The sequence below is a fragment of the Ktedonosporobacter rubrisoli genome (genome assembly GCF_004208415.1).
Taxonomy (GTDB): domain Bacteria; phylum Chloroflexota; class Ktedonobacteria; order Ktedonobacterales; family Ktedonobacteraceae; genus Ktedonosporobacter; species Ktedonosporobacter rubrisoli.
Window position 1 is genome coordinate 8,332,330 of the sequence record NZ_CP035758.1, and the last position, 17,995, is coordinate 8,350,324.

A 17,995-nucleotide genomic window follows, 5' to 3' on the forward strand; every position below is an offset into this window, starting at 1 on the left:
CTTACTTATGCATAGTCAGGTTTTGGCAGCGGCCCCTTGTGCGAAAGCGTGAAACTGAAATAAGGAGCAGGAGAAATTATGCCGTCGAATTTTAGGCAGCATCCGGATCTTGACGCCGAGCAAATACAATGGGAGCGTCAACACCGGGAGCGTGGATATGAGACAAGCTTTAAGCCACGTCTTCCGCTTCTGTATGGGCTCATCTTCGTAGTTGTTTTAGTGCTTACAGTTCTAAGCGTTTTGCTGTTTCGTACTTTATAAGCCAGGCGCGCAGATAGAGACTTGCCACCATTGCTATGCCTAGTGATTAGCTTGCAGCCCTGGGACGTGAATGCTACCTTCGCGAAGGAGGGCTAGCAGAGGGATGAGGAGCGGATATCAGGCGGGGATAATTCAAAAAGAGAGTGAGCAGGCCTGATGTATCCCACATCCTGCCTGCCCATCGTGCGTAAAACCGTGCTATGTCAGGTTGAGTCCTCAATGTGGAGCGGGGAAAAGGCGATCTGCGCGCCTTTACCTCTCCTCTTTTCAGTATACTCGCACATGCAAATAGCCCATTAGAATATGCTCAGGATGTGGCTGTACCCTGGCGCTTCCAGAGCTTTTGAGAGGGGATGCGTAGAGCCCGGTTAAATTTGCTTGAGGCGTTTTCCCAGGCAATAATCTCAGTCAGTTCAACTAGCTCGTCATCTGTGTAGAACTGGCGCAGGCGCGCAAAGAATTCATCGCTTACCTCGCGTCCGCTGATCGTCATATTATCTGCGTATTCAAGCGTGATGCGCTCGACCTCGCTATAAAGCTGACTGTTAGCATAATCGGCAAGAGCAAGAATTTTCTCGTCAGAGATACCTAACTGACTGCCCACGGCAGCATTGATATCCTGTCAAAACTCGCAGCCGTTGAGCGAAGCCACGCGCCGATTGACCAGCGCCTGTAGCTTTTCATCGATCAGACCCGAAGTGGCGAGCCCCGTCCACATGGCGCGCGCGCCACGGAAGATAGAGGGCCTGCGCGCATAGACCAGGTGATTGAGCAGGGGGGCGCCCCAGGCCTTAGCCTGTGCGTCAAGAACCTTGCGCGTATAATTATCTTCTACCTCTTCGGGATTTACTCCCTCGATTCGTGCCATTGCGTAAACCTCTTTCTTGCTAAGTGCTATATTTCTTTGTCCTGCCTGCTAGTAACGAGGCTGGCGACGTCCGGCTAGAACGCCGTGGGCTTTGGCCCTGGAGAGCCGGAAATAGATAAGCCATCGGCTATCCTGGCAAGGGATAAGCTCATGTGGCCTCTTCCGGGCAGCTCACCCATCAATCGTACGGTTTTGGCTGCTGCTTTGCAAGCTCTGGCACCTGTTCCATTGTAATATAGATATTTTACTTGACATAACTTTAAATGAGCTCTCTGTTTTTTTTATATTCTTTTATTGCTAATTTTTCATGAAAAATAAAGTATTGAAAATTCATATCTATTTTGCTTGAAAATTTGTTGTAGTCTCTCAATAGAGATAAATATTTAAAAATCGATATAAAGAGAGTATTGTTGCTAGAAGAAAAGATGTATGCGTGCCGCTGCCTGGCATTGTACGCTTTCATCCTGGCCCGCGCGCAGCCAAGTCAGACGGGGAGGATAGAAGGCAACCCGTGCATGGACGAAGGCGAAGGGGAAGCGTACAATGCCAGGGCTCTGCTGGTTCTGGTCACGCCAGTTTTGGAGCCCCTCGAAGCTCCTCGACCTGCGGCGTCAAAAGGCTACAGGCAGCTTTTCTAGCGCGTGGATCAGAATAGCTGGACGTCGGGTCAGCGTGTGCGGATCGACAGCCAGGCGTAGGTTGGGCATGCGGCGCAGCAGGGTGCTGATGGCTATCTGTCCCTCCAGACGGGCCAGGGGCGCTCCCAGGCAATAGTGAATGCCTTTGCCAAAGGAGAGGTGCTGGTTGGCCTGGCGCCTCAGATCTAAGGTGTCAGCGTCCTGGAAAATCTGCTCGTCATGATTGGTTGAGGCCAGTTGCAGCAGAACCAGTTCGCCCCGGCGTATCTGCTGACCGCCGATCTCCAGATCTTCGCGCGCCCAACGGTTAGTTGTGCTAAAGACCGGCGTGTCGTAGCGCAAGAGCTCCTCAATCGCTCCTTGCAGCAGGGTGGGATCTTCTTGCAAGGCGCGCATCTGGTCAGGGTGTTGTAAGAGCGCCAGCACAGCGTTTCCGATGAAGTTTGTAGTTGTCTCGTGTCCTGCAATGATCAAGAGGAAAATCATGCTCACCAACTCGTCTGCGGAAAGCTGGTCGCCGGCCTCCTCCGCCTGAACCAATCTGCTGATCAGATCATCCGCCGGGCTCTCTCGTTTCTGCTCGATCAAGGCGAAGAGGTAATTCAAGAAGGCCTTGGCCTCTGATATGACGGGGAGTAGCGCATGAAGCGTGGAAGTATTGCCAACGAGCACTTGTGACCAGGCCTTGAACTGTTCGCGATCTTCCTGCACCACCCCCAGCATTTCCGAGATAACGGTAATGGGGAGAGGGAAGGCAAAGTCATGGATGACTTCCATTGTGCCGCGTGGCTGTACGGCGTCGAGCAAAGCATCAGTAATGCTCTGAATGCGGTCGTGCCACTGCTCGATCAGGGCGGGGGTAAAGGCTTTGCTCACCAGGGAACGCAGCCGCGTATGATTAGGCGGATCAGAGAAGAGCATATGGCTGGTAATGAGCGAATAGAGATGGCGCACGTCAGCATCGATCCCTTCCAGCTCGCTCGCCGGGAGAACGCTGTGGGGATTTTTCGTCAGGCGAGAGTCCTTGAGTGCGGCCTTGACATCCTCATAATGCGTGATCCACCAGCCCTCTGTGCCATTGAGCAACCTTACCCGGCACACGGGACGGGATGCACGTAGTTGCACATACAGCGTCTCGGGATTCAAGAAAAATTCGGGAGTGTATACCTCTAAAGTGTCTTGCTTTCCTTGCATCTTACTCCTTAAAAAGCCTTATGAAGCTTCGTATTGAATCTGATAGACTGCTAGAACCGATGGCGCATCTTTGTAGTTCGGTTTGCCGTGGGTGACGACAAACCTGGCCACTGGTCCCTATGATCCGATTTGATGGCGAAAAGATTTAATACAAGTTCATTTCTACTTCTGTTCTCACGCTCCATGGCGCGTGAGCTTGCTCTCGTGCCTACTTTCTGGATAGGAAGTACTGCTACCACAAGAGTTTGCCAGGCAGGTAGCCGGGCAGAATACGGCTCTACAATCAGGATAAAACTTCCATCAAATCGCCTACGCTCTTAAGCATAGCAATTACTTGAGATCCAGGCTAGGAAAAAGTTGCGGTTTTGGAAACACTTTTCTTTCTTACACCAGACCTCGGGGTTTGCCTTGGTTGATAATAGGCTTGAGCAAAAAGCTAATCGTCGTTGCACGGGGGCCGCTTCAATGGAAAAAGGACGGGACAGCGACTCGTGGATCTGTGCTGGTGAGCTTAGTTTGCAGTAAAGCCTGCTGAGCTTGACATGCCTCCAATCAAGCTTCTATTCTGTATGGATTGAAAGGAGAGGCATATGACCAAGAACCAGTTCCCGGGCAGTCTGCCGCGCCCCGCTGGGCTGCGCGTCCTCACGCTCAATCTATGGGGGCAGCATGGCGCCTGGACTGAGCGCCGGGAAGCCCTCATTGCTGGGCTGCAGGCATTGCAGCCCGATTTGCTAGCTTTCCAGGAATCGATCAAGAGCGACGCCTATGATCAGATGCGTGACCTGCTTGGCCCCGACTGGAACATCAGCCATCAGCAGGGACGCGATCCCGAAGGCATGGGCATCTCCATTGCCAGCCGCTGGCCTCTAGACAACGTGCAAGAGGTAGATCTGCACGTCACCCCGCGCACTGAGGATTTCCCGTGCGCCACGCTTATTGCGGAAGTCCAGGCTCCCGCGCCAGTGGGACCGTTGCTCTTCGCCAACCATTTTCCCAACTGGCAACTGAACTTTGCCTATGAGCGGGAGCTGCAAACCGTGGTCGCGGCACGTGTCCTGGAGGAGCGCGTTTCTCGGAAAAGCCAGCACGTTGTCCTGGTAGGTGACCTGGATGCAGATCCCCAGGCAAGCAGCATTCGCTTCTGGACTGGCCGGCAGTCCTTGGGCGAGATGAGCGTTTGCTATCGCGATGCCTGGGAAAGCAGGCATCCTGACGAAGCTGGCCACACCTTCACCGCGGCCAATCCGCTCATGGTTGATTGGGACTGGCCCTTTGGAAGGATCGATTACATCTTCGTGCGCTGTGGGGAACATGGAGGCCCAACCCTTCAAATAGCCTCCTGCCAGCGCATCTTTGCCGAGCCACTTCATGGCGTCTGGGCTAGCGACCATTTTGGCCTCGTCGCTGATCTCGTGCTGCCCCATGCCTGAAAACAAGCTAGTTCGAACGGCGCGTCAAGCTGCTATAAGGATAGATCCTTCCATGTAGCGACTACCAAATAGGTTGCTTTTCTATCTATCTGAATTATGTTAAAGTAGTAAGAAAATCAACCTATTGTATCAAGGGTTTGAAGAGAGAAAGAAGGCAGCATAGATGAGCCAGAACCCTGAACCTATCTTGATGGGAGCTCCTATCAACGCAATCTTGCAAGCAATTCTGCCAAGAAACTATTTGCGCGACTTTCGCCGGACATATTAGAAAAACAAGTCATCTTCCGTTGGCAGGTGGCTAGAATCTCAGAAGAAAGGAACTTCATTGCTGTTGCGCCTCTTCCTCTGTTTCTAGCAGAGCAGGAGCCGATAGTGCCTGGACGCGCTCTTCTACAGCCGCAATGAGCTGGTTCGTATTCTCAAAATCGTCTCGAAAGAGGGGCTGACCGAAGCGCAGCGTCACATGCCAACGTTTGAAGCGTTTGTAATAGAGCCCGGTGGGGATAATCGCGACCGGGACAGATCCATGGCGCGCAGCAAGATCGACCAGACGCTTGAAACCAGGCCGAAAGGGCAGGAAATCATTTTCGCTTTGCTTGGGTGTAAAGATCGGATCGATATTTGGATAGGCTTCTGGGAAGATCACCAGGACCTCGCCTCTATGTAGGAGGCGGATCGAGGCGCTGATGGCGCGGCGTAAATAGCGCAGCAGATCGCTGGATGAGTAAGCGTGCCGTTCGGAAGGCGTAAATGCTGTGAGACGCTCAGTCCGCAAGATGATGGGCCAATCAAGAAGCGCACAGGCGCGCTCCAGCAGTGCTCGTTGCCAGGGCGGCTTTATCCAATCAAGCGCCAGGAGTATATGCAACTGGCGTGGTATAACGCTTAGCAATGCACAGCCGTCGTAGAGATGATGAAAGTGACGGGCAGCTATCAATATTGGTCCACTCTGGGGCACCCATTCCAGGCCCTCAACGGTGAACATTGTCGTGTGTCTGAGGAAGGTGTGGCTGGTTTTGCGCACGATTATATGGGCCATAAAGCGCGGGAAAGCGGCAGCGCTACCAAACCGTGTGCACGCAAGGAACACCAGCGAGGTGGCCAGTAGAGCGAGGATAATCCCGACTACTGGAGGCAGGGTAAGCCCTGCATAGAGATTAAGCAGCTCGGGATAAGGCACCGTGAGCAATAGGCATGCCAGGCAGAAGGCAAGCGCTGCTAGATGACAGCCAAAGGGAATATTGACAAATTTCATCGCTTTCTCCCACGTATGATTCTGTACCTGTGCCACATATAGCGCTGCCGCATTACGCTGCACAAGTAGCTCACTACGCGGGTTGCTCTTCATGGCAAGCTTTAAAGGATGCTTATAAACAGGCATTGTAAGGCTATCTCTTTCTTGTTCAGGAAGCTCCGCACGCTCAGTCCACTTCTTGGCAACGATCTTCCTCGCTCAGGAAAAGTGTAACACGGAAGAGGCAAGCTTGATATCCCCGCGAGAGGGAGGGATTTCTCGTACTTTTGGGGGAGAAACAGCCTGTTGCGCAGACGATGACCAGGAGCATGACAGTAGAATACACATCCCTCCATGCTAGCAAAGCCGTCCTCAGTTTTGCGGAAATTGCCCGGTCTGCCTGGTTCTAAATCCTCTATCAAGTATGATTACCATGGTCATTCTTGCACCCCGCAGTAGCGTTTCCCGATTGGAAGCAAGGCAACGCTATATTGCCATTGGACCATCTCCAGCGCTTGCCGTAGTGCAGCTTTGCCGGCGGCAAGATTGGCTCCTGCGGGCAGCGTTAACATGCGCTCAAGCATCTCGGCCAGTGGTTTCCATAAGCTCTTTTGCCTCAGGCTGATCGGCCTGAGTGGGCTCACCTCGCGCCTCTGCTACGCGCACAGAAAGCGCCTTCAACAGGGCCGGCGTTAAGGCATCAAGAATGAAAGCCATTTTTTTATCACTTTAATACAAATTGAAAAACTGTTAGATTTTATGCACACATTTTCTTTGCTTGTCGAGTCAGCCTGTCCGCGCGTAGCACATAGGGACCAGGCTTGAAATTGTGGGGTCTGCCAGGCTAGCTATTTGCTTCTCTTACGAACTTGACAAAAATTATTTAAATAATTATTATTAAGATATGGCAGAAGCAAGTTAGAGGTAGCGAACCTCTCCTTCTCACCTGTAGTTTTAAGGAAAAGGACTTCGCGATGAAACGTAATGGCGTATGTTACGATGTAGGGCGCGTGATGATGGGCGATAATTGGCGTCCCGTCCTTGACCCGCACATCCTGCGGCGCGAGCTTGAGATTATCAGGCAAGATTTGCACTGTAATGCTGTACGCATCTGTGGTCTTGATCTTGAGCGCTTGATGCTGGCCAGCGAGGAGGCCCTTAAGCAAGGGCTGGAAGTCTGGCTCTCGCCGGAGATGTGGGACAGGAGCCAGGCGGAGACGCTTGACCATCTGAGCAGGGTCGCGTTAGCTGCCGAGCAACTGCGCAAAGCCTTCCCACAGCGCCTGATACTAAGCGTGGGCTCAGAACTGACACTCTTCATGCAAGGTATCGTCGAGGGCAACAGTTTTCTTGAACGCCTGCACAATCCGGCCATGTGGGAGCAGATCAAGGCCGGCGCGCATAACGGGCCGCTCAACGCCTTTCTACGTAAAGCTAACGAGGCCGTGCGGGCGGTCTTTCGGGGCCAGCTCACGTATTTCTCGGTTCCGCTAGAAACTGTCGATTGGAGCCCGTTCGATTTCGTCGGTGTCGATATGTATCGCGAGGCGCGCATCAGAGAGAAGTATGGCGACTTGCTCAAACGCTACCTTGGGTATGGCAAGCCGCTGATCATCGGCGAGTTCGGTTGCTGCACTTATCAGGGCGCCGAGCAGGCAGGCGGGAGGGGTTGGGATATTCTTGATTTTACTGCCAGCCCTCTGCAGCTCAACGGTACGTATGTGCGCGACGAAGCTTTGCAGGCCAGGGAGCTCAGCGAGATGCTCGCGATCCTCGAAAACGTTGGCGTTGAGGGCGCTTTTGTTTTCACCTTTGTCACGCCGACCTTTCCTACGCATGAGGATGCGCGCTATGATCTGGACATGGCCAGCTATAGCCTGGTCAAAAGCCTGGCAAATGGCTGTGGCACGCGCTATCCAGAGCTGCCCTGGGAGCCAAAGGAAGCTTTTGCTGCCGTGGCCGAATATTATAGGCTGCATCAGGTAAGATAGAGCAATATAATTTGCGATGGAGGAAAACGCCATGAGTCGTCCGCGCCTTGACGCTGAACAGAAAAAGGTGAGCTTCTCGCTAGCCTTTTCGCCCAATCTGATTGCCGCGCTAGAGAAAGTGCGGGGCGCGAAGAGCCAGTCGGTCTTTGTCGAAGAGTGGTTGCGCCAACAGCCGCAGATTGCGGCCGAGCTAGCGGCCATGAACGATCCTGGCTTTATCCCGCCGATTGTGCGCTATGAACAGCTTGTGGAGCGGCTCCTGGCCTTTTATTCACCCCGCAAAGAGAAGCTGTCCACCATTGCGCGAGCCCTCCTGGCTGTGCATAAAGTGATCATTAGCGAGCAAAACGGCGTCGCGCAGGAACTTGAGGAACAGATCTATGTGGCGATGGAGGCCTTCTGGCTGCAGGAGCGCCGCAAGTATGGCAGCGGCGTTGCGCGCGGCGAGAGCCTGGAAGCTGCCAGGCCGGCGATCAAAGAGTATGTCCACTACTACTACCATGTGCTCTTTCTAGAGCTGGCCAGAGGCGATCGTAAAGTGCTGCACCAGCGTTTGCGCAGCCTGGTGCGCGGCTGTGAGACTGTGTATAAAGAGTATTTGCGCAATGTTAGCGAGCGATGAGCCATATATAACCAGAGCGGTGCGCAGGCTCTCGCCGACTTCTAGGCAGGGTGTTCATAGTCAGCGTAAGCAATCTGCACATCGCCTGAGCTATGACCGCTGATAGGCCTGCTGGCTAGACCTGGCCGCTCAGCTGATCTTGCGTATAGGCATATTTGGCGGCCTCATCGCGCTGTGTATAAAGGTAGCGCGTCCAGGCCTGCATCTCGTGTCCAACCACTCCTAGCACCCAGACGCAATAGGTAGGGGTGATTGCCTCGCGCTCAAGGCGTTGGAAGCTCTCGGGCGAGTTCTCATCTCGGTAATAGATGGTCTCCCACAGCTCATTTTCGTTGCGCCAGGTGCAGACGTAGAAAATGAAGACAGAGCTACAGCGGTGATGAATGATAAAGCCTAGCTCGTTCTGCAGCGCTAAGCGACCCGCCTCAAGCTCGGCGCGGAAAAATGTGCGTGCGCTCTCCGCCTGCTGAGCCTCAATCGGCATGGCTTCAGGATAGAGATCGTACCACTTGAGATAGACCTGGGGCGTGCTGAGCGCCTGGCCCGGCCTGACTAGCTTTGGACGGTGCTGATAGTCTGTGGCAACCTGCTCAAGCGTGCGCAGGTAAGCGATATCCTGAGTTGTTTCTGGCATACGAAGCCTCCCTTTTATAGGCAAACGATTCTCGCGTTCAGTCCTCAGTATACGGGCCTATCCGGCCAGAATGCGCCCTTTTTAAACGGTTCTACCCAAAACCTGGGGCCACCTCAACCATTTAGGGGAAGACCCGAGTAGAGGCAGGCATCGACCAATCGTGATTGAGCAGGTCGACCCGTAACGCCACCACGGCGGTGGCATTGCGGCGCAACCAGCGCATGCCACGCCGCTTCATCCGCCGATTGATTACCAGCGCCACCGCTCGCTCGATGATGCCACTGCCCACCGGATAGCCTTGGTGCTTCCAGTATTCATACGACCCAATCCACTCTCGCTGCCTGTCCAGATACGTGATCGCTTGCCGCAGAGCGGTCAGCCGATGAGAATGCGGTCCAGCCAACTCGCTTCGCCACTGCTTGAGCACCTCTTGAGCCCGTTCCACCTCGCCTTTCCACAGCCATGTTTCCAACTGGTTCACCACGCGTGCGTGCTCGTGTTGGCTGTGTTGGGTCAGCATTCCGACAAGGTTGGCCGCTGTGCGCACCGTTCGCCACAGATGCGGCCAGTCCAAAATGCACTGGGCATCGGGAAAGTGCATCGTTGCTTCTTTTTTGATCCAATGAGCTCCATCTGCCACCACAATGGTCCGATGATGGTGCAACCCGAGGGCTTCTTTCGCATACGCCGCTTGCTCGCCTATGGCGCGAGCATCTGCAAAAGTGGCGACGTACCGACGCCTTTTCCAACGGCTCCGCTGCCTTGCAGGGTGATGATGCTGCTCCATATACCGGTTCAGTTCGATCCAGGTCATCGATCCGTTGGGCTGCTCTGGCTCTTTCCCCCAGACCTGTCCACTGGCAATCACTCCGATTTTTCCTTCCATGCCCCCTCGTTTTTCTCTATTGCACACCCATCCCCCATCCAACCCAATCACACAGCGCTCATCGGCTGGGGCTGGCTGACTGGACGCAGATTGGGGGACGAGGAGGCCGTGTGTTCGGCCTGACGGTGAGCCGCTGCCTTGCCTTCTGCATTCGTGAGCAAACGGATGGCTTCGGCACTGATCTGGGCTCCCGTCAGCCGCTTGAGACAACCAGCGGCCTGCCGATAGGGCCAGGAGGCTCCTGCCATCATCGCCGCCTCACGTAAGGGTTCGGTCACACGGCTCAGATGGACATGCGAAAGCAGCCCATTGGACGGACAGCATCGTTGCCCGCACTGCTGGCAGCGAAACCGACGACGAGCCAGATACACCGGACCGAAGAGGGTCTGGATGTTTCTGCCTACGGTGCCTTCCGTGCGTACCTGCGTGCTCCCACATGCCCGGCAGGATCGATGAGCCTGTTCCCACTGCCCAACCACTTCTTTGAGGGCCTGGCGCATCCAGCGATGGCCTGCTTCTTTGACCTGTTCTTCCATTTGCGTTAGGCTTGCGTTTGCATTCACGTCCAACGTGAGCGATACTTGTATCTGCATGAGAGGTTCCTTTCGGTGACAAGATTGGGTTTTGGTTTATCCTATCACCGCTGGGAATCTCTCTTGTCTAGCCCCGGGTTTTGGGTACGACCTTTTTAAACGGTTCTAGCCAAAACGTGGGGCTAAGCTCAAGCACAGGGAGGCCATGGAGCATCAAGGAAAGCAACGAGAGGAGCGAGGACGTTGCCAATCGGCATTGAGCAAATCCACGCGCAAGGCGACCACGGCGCTCGCATTGGTACGCAACCAGCGCATGCCTCGTCGTTTCATGCGCCGATTGATGACCAGGGCCACAGCCCGTTCGATGATGCCACTGCCTACCGGAAAGCCTTGCTCTTTCCAGCGCTGATAGGAGCCGATCCAGTCGCGCTGCTGCTGCAGAGACGTGATCGCTTGTCGCAAGGCTGGTCCCGCAGGACCCTGCCGAGCCGCCAGCTCCTGACGCCAGGTCTCAAGCAGGGCCTGGGCCCGCTCGACCTGCCCGTTCCACAACCAGGTGCCCAGATGCTCCACCTGCTGGGCGTGGGCCTTGGCGCTGCACGCTCTCAGCAGGCGCACCGCGTTGGCGGCTTTGCGCATCGTGCGCCACAAATGGGGCCAATCCAGAATGCGCTGGGCCTCTGGAAAATGCGTGTCCGTCTCTTTCTTGATCCAGCCAGCCCCATCGGCCACCACCACCTGAGGCTGGGAAGCGAGGCCAAGCTCCTGCAAGGCCTGAGCCGCCAGGGTTCCCAAGATGCGCGAGGAGGCAAAGGTGGCTACGTAGCGACGGGTGTTCCAGCGGCTGCGGACCCGGGGAGGATGGCGGTGGCTTTGCACGTAGCGGGCCAGATGGAACCAGGTCATGTTCCCATTGGGTTCCTCGGGCTCCTTGCCGCCTTCGTAGCCGCTGGCAATCACGCCAACTTTGCCTTCCATGCCTCCTCGTTGCTCCCGGCTGCAGACCCAACCGCCGTCTAAGCCGATGACGGCGAGCTCCTGGGGGCTGGAAGATCTGTTGGCTGTTGCAGCCTGAGCAGGCGCTGGGGGAGAGGTCAGCTGCTGGCTGGCTTGACTGAGGTGCCGCTGGGCACAGCTCGCTCCGGCTTGGTTGGTCAGCAGACGGATCTCCTCGGCGCTGATGTGCGCTCCTCTCAAGCGCGCAAGCCAGGCGGCGGCGTGGCGATAGGGCCAGGAGGCGCCAGCGAGCACGGCAGCTTCTTTCAAAGGAGCCCTCACCCGTCTGAGCTGCAAGCCAGCCAACAGGATGCCGCTGGGAGTGAAGCGCCTCTGGCAACGCTGACAGCGGAAGCGGCGGCGGGTCAGATCGACGGGACCGAAGAGGGTGAGGATGCTTCGAGGGATGGTTCCCTCCGTTCGGACAAGCTGAGAGCCACATCTGGGGCAGCTGCGGTGAGCCTGTTCCCAAGCTCCCACCGCTTTTTTGAGCGCTTGGCGCATGCAGGACTGGCCTGCCTCTTGGATCTGTGCTTCCATCTGGCTCAGATCGGCGCTTGCATTCAGTTCCAGGGTGAGCGATACTTGTATGCGCATGAGAGATTCCTTTCTGGGCTGGATATCGTGGTTTTTTTCATCCTACCACAGTCAGGCATCTCTCTCCTTTTTAGCCCCGCGTTTTGGGCACAACCTTTTTAAACTAAGTTAGCATTGCTTGTTGACGAACTGGCTTCGGCCTTTCCCCACAGAAACGTTGCTGAAGGTCAGGTTCCGTGCTAAATGTTGGTTTGTTATTGCTTGGAGAGGCGTCGGCGCTTTGCCACCTCTAGCTGTCCCAGAGATGACATCTGCTGCAGGAGCTTGATCAGCGTTGCCATGTCTCCGGCCTGGCTGGCAGCAAGGAAACGCTGCTGGAGCTGACACTGGCGTGGCGGCTCGAAACGGGGGCGCCGATCCTGCAAGGCCTGCCTGGCCCGGTGAAAGAGCTGCCGGCAAGCCTCTGGACTTTTTGAGAGCATGATCCCGATATCGCGAAATGGGTATGCGAAGATTTCATGCAGGAGAAATACGGCGCGCTCCGCTGGACTGAGTAACTCGCGTAGATGTAAAAAAGCCAGCACGAGCACTTCTTGCCGCTCAAGATCTCTCAGAGGAGACGCACAGCTCTCCCCGGCGAGGGCCGATTCGGGGAACCAGAGGCCTCCAGGCTGTTCGTGGGCGTGGCGGGCCGATTTCAGATAATCGAGGGCCAGGTGGGTTAGAATCGTGGTCAGATAGCCCTTTGGAGAGGCAATCACCTTTCCCTGGCTTATCTGCGAGCGTAGGTAGGTCTCCTGCACCAGATCTTCCGCGTCACGCACATTGCCGGTCATGCGGTAGGCAATGGAAAAGAGCAGCGCCCGATAATGCTCGAACGCCTCTGCCTGGCTCTCCTGATTCATGGATTTGCTCATCTCCCAGCTTTCATCTTTTCTCTGAGTATATCCCCTGCTAAGGACAGCGAACAAGGGGCGTGTCACATTCTGCCCCTGCTATCTCGTTTTCTGTCCGAGCCTCGCAGAAAGAGGCTGACAAAATGTAGCACAACAAGAAAGGAAGTTCATGTTGGAAGAAAGTCTGATTGCCCTTATTACAGGAGCCAACAAGGGCATTGGCTTTGCTATCGCCAGCGCACTCGGCGCAAAGGGCATTACTGTTCTTATCGGGGCACGTGACCAGGAGCGAGGCGAGGCCGCAGCTCGGCACTTGCGCGCTCAGGGGATTGAGGCTCACGCTCTTCTCCTCGATGTGACCGGACAGGCCAGCATCGATGCCGCCGCCGCCTGGATTGAGCAGGCCTACGGAAAGCTTGATATTCTAGTCAACAATGCCGGCGCAAATGTCGAGTTGTCAGCGAGCGCGGAAGGCAGGCCCACACTGCCAGGCCAGCTCACGCTTGAAGATCTGCGCCAGACCTTCGAGATCAATGTGTTCGGGGCCTTTGCCGTGACGCGTGCCATGCTGCCCCTGCTGCGCCAGGCGCCCGCCGCGCGTATCGTCAATGTGTCGAGCGGGAGGGCTTCCATGAGCCAGCGCAGTGATCCGAACGCCGAGGTGGCGCAAACTCCGCCCTTCCTGGCCTACGATGCCTCCAAGGCTGCCCTCAATTCCATGACTGTCTCCCTCGCTCGCGAACTGCAAGACACGCCCATCAAGATTAATGCGGTCGGTCCTGGCTATGTCGCCACTGACGGTAACTATCACCGGGGCTATCTGACCCCTGAACAGGGTGCGAGGGCCCCCGTGGCCTTTGCTACCTTGCCCGCCGATGGACCCAGTGGCGGCTTCTTCTCGCATGAAGGCGTTATCCCCTGGTAGCCGGGCGTGTGCATCAAACAGTGTGTAATTGCTGTAAAGAGCAATTACATGCTGTGTGCAAAGGAATCAGGCCTTGTTTGCGCTAGTTGCTGGATTGAGCGCGCGTGAGCCGGAATGCTAATCTTCTTCTGGTTTTCGGCGTCGATCATCGCGTCCCAGGTCGCGGATCATCACATAATAGCCGGCCCAGAACTTCAATCTGTCCTCGCTATGGCCGAGCTCGCGTAGCCGCTGCAGGTACGCTTGGGGCGACACAAATCCGTTCTTCCAGCCGCTGCCCGGGCCGTACCATAACATATCACCAAACTTAGGCGGCTTCTTTTTGAGTTGCGCCACACATGCATAATACAGTTCGCGATACTGGCTCAGCTCATCTTCTGCCGTATTGGCGGCGTTCTCCTGCTGTACAGAATGTGGAGACTCTCCGGCCGTGGTGGCGCCTGGTGTTGCCTTAGCCTGCTCCTCAAGCACAATCGTCGTTAAATCCTCTGTGCTCGCCAGCGGCTGGGCATATCTTATGTTCTCGTTGGTCTCGGCCTGCGGAGACGGTTGCGCGTCTGTAGCCGTGTTTTCTACAGCATCGCTCATGAGCGACGTTTGTGGACGCTCGATCTTCTTGTGATCCGTTGAGAGAAGCTGATCATTGGCAGAAAGGTCGCCGGAAGAAGGCCTTGCCGAACCTTCCATGTTCTCTAGAGAATAGGTGTGAGATGAAGGCTTCGTCGAGTTCTCGGTTGCGCTCTCTAGAGAATGGGCGCCGGAAGAAAGATTTGCCGAACCCTCCGCAGCTTCGTGCGCCGTGCTTTTCTCGCTGATGAGCATAGATGAGCCTGTAGCGCTGCCTGACGCTGCATCCTGAAGCAAGCTTTCTTGTCCCGCTGCCGTTGTTGCTGAGGGTTGCTGAAGATTAAAACCAGCTGGCGCTCCCTGGTTTGGGGAAAGAGAATGCTCTCCAAAATCATTTTCGCCTTGAGTGCTACAACCCTCAGCAACCCTCAGCAGGACACGCCACTGAGATGCTCTTGTATGAGAATCTACTGTCTTTTCCAGGTGATAGCCGGCCAGGCCATACACGGTCTCGATCCGCTTGCCAAGCCATCTCCCAAGCGTGACATCAAAGCTTTTAGGTCGCTCGGCCAGGGCTTTGCGCAGGGAAGCAGGCAGGGCATCGAACAGCGCATTTGCTGAGGGTTCGTTCTCAAACTGAGTTTCGCGCCGATTCTGTTCAGTCTGCAGATGTCTGGTGATCTCGGCAGTGGAAAGCCACTTTCCCTGATAGGCCTCGTACCAGGCTGCCAGGAACACTTCGCACTCCTGAGCCTCTTCATTGTTGCGGCTCTTTAGCTCGTCCCGATTCTGCTGAAAGCCCTCGATACCGGCATATTCAAGGATGCCGCCTACCGTCTGGGCCCAGTGCGTAAAGCTGCCAAGGCGCGGCACATGGAGCGGCTGCGGCTGGCCGGCCACGTACCATGCGCGGGCCAGGGTCAGCAGGGCCGAAACGACCTCGGGGCGGTGGTCATACATCCATTGCTCAAGATCGGCTATCGCGAAGTCAGTGCGTTCTTCCGGCTTGGCAGTTTGCGAGAGGAGACGGATGCGATAGCTGCGCCGCGCCAGGTCGCCGCCGATCAGCAGATTGTTCCCTGTGGCAATCCAGGTGGCCTCATTTTTCGGCTTTGCGCTCTTAGATTGGCCCAGAATGCGCTCGTTCAAGCCGCCGCCGGTCAGCATGAGCTCTAGCGTCGCCGATTCCAGCATGCCGCGAATATTATCGATAATCACCATGCGCGGGCTCTGCAGCAGCTCGGTAAGAATGGCCTTGCGCCACTCGTCATCGTCGTTTTTGGCCGACATCGGCGAGGTTGTTTCGCCGGTCGCGGCAATCGAGACAAGGTTAGCAAGCAACCCCTTGCCGGTTCCTGCGTTGTTGGCGTCCAATAAGGCCAGCTGGATATCTTTCTTCACGGCATAGCGCACAAATGGCGTGAGCAGGAGCGCGTAGGCGTTGGCGCGATCGGCCTGACCCTCAAAGGGAAAATCTACAAAGATCTTTTCGATGAGCGAAGTTGCTGCCTGCACATCCTCTGGCGTGGGCTGCTCGGGAATCTGGCAACGCTCCATACCCCTGGCTGGCACATAGTAAAGGCCTGTTTGCGCATCGTAGCCGGGCTTATCAAGAATCGTGCCGTTAGCACGCAAGACAGGCGCTTCCACAATCGCTTTGAGGGGAGGCAAAGGCCACTTGCCTGGCGGTAGTGCAAGCAACTGGTCGGCCAGGTCGCGCGGCGGCTTGCTATCCACAAAGTTCACCTGCTCGCCTTCCTTCTTGAGGATATAGAAATTTGCCACCTCGTTGAGCTCGTTGCGCAGCGCGGCCCGGTCGATCTGCATGGTAAACGGGCGCCCGTTCTCGTCCTGTTCGACCTTCGAAACTGTAGAGAGGTAGAGGAACAGGCGCGGCTCCTGGTGGTTAGCCTGCTCTATCAGGGTCAAAGCGTTCTCAATCTGCTCACGTAGCTGGCCGCCGATGATAAAGCGCGGCAACCCGCAGTCAGCCTTTGGGGGAATCTGGGAACGAAACGCCGGACGTGGCATAGCTGTCCCGTCGTCGCTAGAATGAGATCCCGGTGCTCCAGCGCCTGTAGTTTTAAGTCGCTGGGTATGAGCTTGAGACAGGGCCTCAGCAGAGCCGTGTGTAGGGGCTTGATCGGCGGCCGTGGTTTGGGGAAAGGCCAGGATTTTCCTCTCGTAAGCTTCGGGCTCATAATATGTTCTGAACTCGGACCAGCCTTTGTCCTTGCAGCGCTCATGCTGACATTTGTAGCTGAGCGCACCGCCGGCAAACTGGATCAACACCGCGCTCCTATCGCATTCCTTGCAGAAGGGGCATTGTTTGAGCAGCCATTTCGTGCCGTCCTGCCAGGATTGAGCACCATAGGTAGCAATATTATATTCCTGTATCCATTGCGCCAGATCAAAAGAGCGGCTCTGACTTCTTTGGCGCTCAGCGGCTCGTGACGGCTCTGGCTCCTCTAACTGACTTATGCTGTCTGCAAGAGCTGCAAAGGCTTCTAGCAGCGTTTTAGGGACCGTCAGCACCTGGTTGGGAACCTCAAGCAGTCGCGACATTCTGTATGGACGTTCGGCCGTGTTGTCGCCTTTGCAGGCAAGGGTGCCGTAAAGCTTCCAGATGCGTGCAGGATTGTGCACGCTTTGATCTACTTTCACCATGGCCGTGCTAAAATTGACCGCCAGGGCTTTGAGCACGCGCTCGACAAGTTGCTTATCGTTGACTGCAAGGTCGATCTTATAGAGAAGGTGCGCACCGTTACCGCTATCGGCGAGCACCGGTTCGGGCCAGCCCTGCTCGCGCAGCGCTTCGCGGATCAAGCGGGCTTGCGCCAGGGCCAACTCGTGCTCATGCGCCGAGGCGGAGATGCCAGAGACGCGCTGCGGATCGCAGTCCACGGGAAGCCAGGCGTAGCGCGTGATATCCTTATCGGAGGTGCCCTTGCCGGTTTTCTGGCGGATAAGCTTGTTGCAAGCGCGATTGATTAGCTCGCTGCGACAGGATTGTAAGGTGAGGTAGATTCCGTGTGCCTCGCGTAGAGATGCCAGGGCTGCGAGCAGGCTTCCCACATTATTGAAATAGCCTCCATACGTTCCACTGTAGTAACTATCGTTGCGCAATGAAGCATCCAGGCAGCGAACCTCAATAACCTGTTCCGGCTCGGTGAGCAGGGCATAGGCGCGTCTAATCTCGGCCTCATTGAGCAGGCCGGAGCGAGCTTTTGCCATCATAAGCTCACCTCCTCTGCGACCAGAGATAACGCTCTACAGGTGGGATAAATGAGGCTAGCGTACGCATTGCTGGATTGTGAATACATGAATAGTTCCTCAAGTGGAGAACATCGCCAGGCTCAAAGCTGCAGGGGAGGCGGCGCTAGCGGGTAGTGGACAAGCCAGGGAGGAACGCAATTTTTGGCCTGGGCCACATAAGTAGTAGCCCTGCAAGCCGGACATGCGTATCTTCATGCTTCAGAAACACAGCTCTCACTAATCGCCAAAGAGCCGCCCGTCTGCTTAAGCCTGGGACTGGACTATGGAAGGTATTCAGTTTGAGCTTGCGCGTTGCCCGCCTACCTGGGACTTTTCGGCGAACATACGCAGCTTTGAGGCCTCTCCCTGGATCAACGGCTCAAGATTTTGAGCGGACCGGCTAGAGAGTAAGTATGCTGTCCAGTGTCAACCCCTCCTGATGTGGAAGTGAGACAGCATACCTCTGCAATACATTGTACTGAAGAGTTGACAATTGCCAAATCCAGCGGCTTCGATGCATGGGTC

At 55.7% G+C, this 17,995-nt stretch carries 15 protein-coding genes; 5 read left to right on the forward strand and 10 right to left on the reverse strand.

What is annotated here, in order from left to right:
- Positions 1-78: 78 nt before the first annotated feature.
- A complete protein-coding gene (locus EPA93_RS36190) occupies positions 79-261 on the forward strand; it encodes a hypothetical protein (RefSeq protein ID WP_129892185.1) in 183 nt (60 codons plus the stop codon).
- Positions 262-568: 307 nt separating this feature from the next.
- Here EPA93_RS36190 and EPA93_RS51350 read toward each other — a convergent pair whose 3' ends face one another.
- The gene (locus EPA93_RS51350; RefSeq protein ID WP_479723985.1) at positions 569-1,129 is read right to left on the reverse strand and encodes a YciW-related (seleno)protein; all 561 of its coding nucleotides are present in this window, start codon (positions 1,127-1,129) and stop codon (positions 569-571) included.
- 611 nt (positions 1,130-1,740) lie between these two features.
- Positions 1,741-2,961 (reverse strand): cytochrome P450 family protein, encoded by a 1,221-nt coding sequence (locus EPA93_RS36205; protein ID WP_129892188.1) that lies wholly within the window; start codon positions 2,959-2,961, stop codon positions 1,741-1,743.
- Between the two features lie 590 nt (positions 2,962-3,551).
- Here EPA93_RS36205 and EPA93_RS36210 point away from each other — a divergent pair.
- The gene (locus EPA93_RS36210) at positions 3,552-4,394 is read left to right on the forward strand and encodes an endonuclease/exonuclease/phosphatase family protein (protein ID WP_129892189.1); all 843 of its coding nucleotides are present in this window, start codon (positions 3,552-3,554) and stop codon (positions 4,392-4,394) included.
- A gap of 322 nt (positions 4,395-4,716) precedes the next feature.
- On the opposite strand, the gene EPA93_RS36215 is transcribed toward EPA93_RS36210, so the two are convergent.
- The 3 genes from EPA93_RS36215 to EPA93_RS48720 all read right to left on the reverse strand — a co-directional run bounded on the left by EPA93_RS36215 (position 4,717) and on the right by EPA93_RS48720 (position 6,345).
- The gene (locus tag EPA93_RS36215; RefSeq protein ID WP_129892190.1) at positions 4,717-5,775 is read right to left on the reverse strand and encodes a lysophospholipid acyltransferase family protein; all 1,059 of its coding nucleotides are present in this window, start codon (positions 5,773-5,775) and stop codon (positions 4,717-4,719) included.
- A gap of 290 nt (positions 5,776-6,065) precedes the next feature.
- On the reverse strand, positions 6,066-6,212 hold the full coding sequence (locus tag EPA93_RS48715) for a hypothetical protein (RefSeq protein WP_165423631.1): 147 nt from the start codon (positions 6,210-6,212) through the stop codon (positions 6,066-6,068).
- Positions 6,205-6,345 carry a hypothetical protein gene (locus EPA93_RS48720; RefSeq protein WP_165423632.1) on the reverse strand — a complete coding sequence of 47 codons (141 nt, stop codon included), beginning with the start codon at positions 6,343-6,345 and terminating at the stop codon, positions 6,205-6,207. Before EPA93_RS48720 ends, EPA93_RS48715 begins: the two co-directional genes overlap by 8 nt.
- Positions 6,346-6,602: 257 nt before the next feature.
- Between EPA93_RS48720 and EPA93_RS36220 the strand changes: the two genes are divergently transcribed.
- The gene (locus tag EPA93_RS36220) at positions 6,603-7,619 is read left to right on the forward strand and encodes an abortive infection protein (RefSeq protein ID WP_129892191.1); all 1,017 of its coding nucleotides are present in this window, start codon (positions 6,603-6,605) and stop codon (positions 7,617-7,619) included.
- A gap of 31 nt (positions 7,620-7,650) precedes the next feature.
- The gene (locus EPA93_RS36225) at positions 7,651-8,241 is read left to right on the forward strand and encodes a hypothetical protein (RefSeq protein ID WP_129892192.1); all 591 of its coding nucleotides are present in this window, start codon (positions 7,651-7,653) and stop codon (positions 8,239-8,241) included.
- 115 nt (positions 8,242-8,356) lie between these two features.
- On the opposite strand, the gene EPA93_RS36230 is transcribed toward EPA93_RS36225, so the two are convergent.
- From EPA93_RS36230 to EPA93_RS36250, 4 genes are all read right to left on the reverse strand, one after another.
- The gene (locus EPA93_RS36230) at positions 8,357-8,875 is read right to left on the reverse strand and encodes a hypothetical protein (protein ID WP_129892193.1); all 519 of its coding nucleotides are present in this window, start codon (positions 8,873-8,875) and stop codon (positions 8,357-8,359) included.
- A 933-nt stretch (positions 8,876-9,808) separates the two neighbouring features.
- Positions 9,809-10,354 carry a UPF0236 family transposase-like protein gene (locus tag EPA93_RS36240; protein WP_129892195.1) on the reverse strand — a complete coding sequence of 182 codons (546 nt, stop codon included), beginning with the start codon at positions 10,352-10,354 and terminating at the stop codon, positions 9,809-9,811.
- 153 nt (positions 10,355-10,507) lie between these two features.
- Complete coding sequence (locus tag EPA93_RS36245) at positions 10,508-11,887, reverse strand: hypothetical protein (RefSeq protein WP_129885685.1); 1,380 nt, start codon at positions 11,885-11,887, stop codon at positions 10,508-10,510.
- Between the two features lie 194 nt (positions 11,888-12,081).
- Entirely contained in the window at positions 12,082-12,744 is a 663-nt protein-coding gene (locus tag EPA93_RS36250) for a sigma-70 family RNA polymerase sigma factor (RefSeq protein ID WP_129892196.1), read from the reverse strand.
- A 148-nt stretch (positions 12,745-12,892) separates the two neighbouring features.
- Here EPA93_RS36250 and EPA93_RS36255 point away from each other — a divergent pair, with 148 nt between their 5' ends.
- Positions 12,893-13,648 carry an SDR family oxidoreductase gene (locus EPA93_RS36255; RefSeq protein WP_129892197.1) on the forward strand — a complete coding sequence of 252 codons (756 nt, stop codon included), beginning with the start codon at positions 12,893-12,895 and terminating at the stop codon, positions 13,646-13,648.
- A gap of 117 nt (positions 13,649-13,765) precedes the next feature.
- Here EPA93_RS36255 and EPA93_RS36260 read toward each other — a convergent pair whose 3' ends face one another.
- Complete coding sequence (locus EPA93_RS36260) at positions 13,766-17,452, reverse strand: hypothetical protein (RefSeq protein WP_129892198.1); 3,687 nt, start codon at positions 17,450-17,452, stop codon at positions 13,766-13,768.
- Positions 17,453-17,995 lie beyond the last annotated feature (543 nt).

What these genes read in the sequence shown, in the direction of transcription:
- EPA93_RS48720 (WP_165423632.1), bottom strand. Translation starts at nt 6,345, where the DNA reads ATGGCTTTCATTCTTGATGCCTTAACGCCGGCCCTGTTGAAGGCGCTT.
- EPA93_RS36230 (WP_129892193.1), bottom strand. Translation starts at nt 8,875, where the DNA reads ATGCCAGAAACAACTCAGGATATCGCTTACCTGCGCACGCTTGAGCAG.
- EPA93_RS36250 (WP_129892196.1), bottom strand. Translation starts at nt 12,744, where the DNA reads ATGAGCAAATCCATGAATCAGGAGAGCCAGGCAGAGGCGTTCGAGCAT.
- EPA93_RS36260 (WP_129892198.1), bottom strand. Translation starts at nt 17,452, where the DNA reads ATGATGGCAAAAGCTCGCTCCGGCCTGCTCAATGAGGCCGAGATTAGA.
- EPA93_RS36205 (WP_129892188.1), bottom strand. Translation starts at nt 2,961, where the DNA reads ATGCAAGGAAAGCAAGACACTTTAGAGGTATACACTCCCGAATTTTTC.
- EPA93_RS48715 (WP_165423631.1), bottom strand. Translation starts at nt 6,212, where the DNA reads ATGCTTGAGCGCATGTTAACGCTGCCCGCAGGAGCCAATCTTGCCGCC.
- EPA93_RS36225 (WP_129892192.1), top strand. Translation starts at nt 7,651, where the DNA reads ATGAGTCGTCCGCGCCTTGACGCTGAACAGAAAAAGGTGAGCTTCTCG.
- EPA93_RS36215 (WP_129892190.1), bottom strand. Translation starts at nt 5,775, where the DNA reads ATGCCTGTTTATAAGCATCCTTTAAAGCTTGCCATGAAGAGCAACCCG.
- EPA93_RS36255 (WP_129892197.1), top strand. Translation starts at nt 12,893, where the DNA reads ATGTTGGAAGAAAGTCTGATTGCCCTTATTACAGGAGCCAACAAGGGC.
- EPA93_RS36245 (WP_129885685.1), bottom strand. Translation starts at nt 11,887, where the DNA reads ATGCGCATACAAGTATCGCTCACCCTGGAACTGAATGCAAGCGCCGAT.
- EPA93_RS36240 (WP_129892195.1), bottom strand. Translation starts at nt 10,354, where the DNA reads ATGCAGATACAAGTATCGCTCACGTTGGACGTGAATGCAAACGCAAGC.
- EPA93_RS36220 (WP_129892191.1), top strand. Translation starts at nt 6,603, where the DNA reads ATGAAACGTAATGGCGTATGTTACGATGTAGGGCGCGTGATGATGGGC.
- EPA93_RS36190 (WP_129892185.1), top strand. Translation starts at nt 79, where the DNA reads ATGCCGTCGAATTTTAGGCAGCATCCGGATCTTGACGCCGAGCAAATA.
- EPA93_RS36210 (WP_129892189.1), top strand. Translation starts at nt 3,552, where the DNA reads ATGACCAAGAACCAGTTCCCGGGCAGTCTGCCGCGCCCCGCTGGGCTG.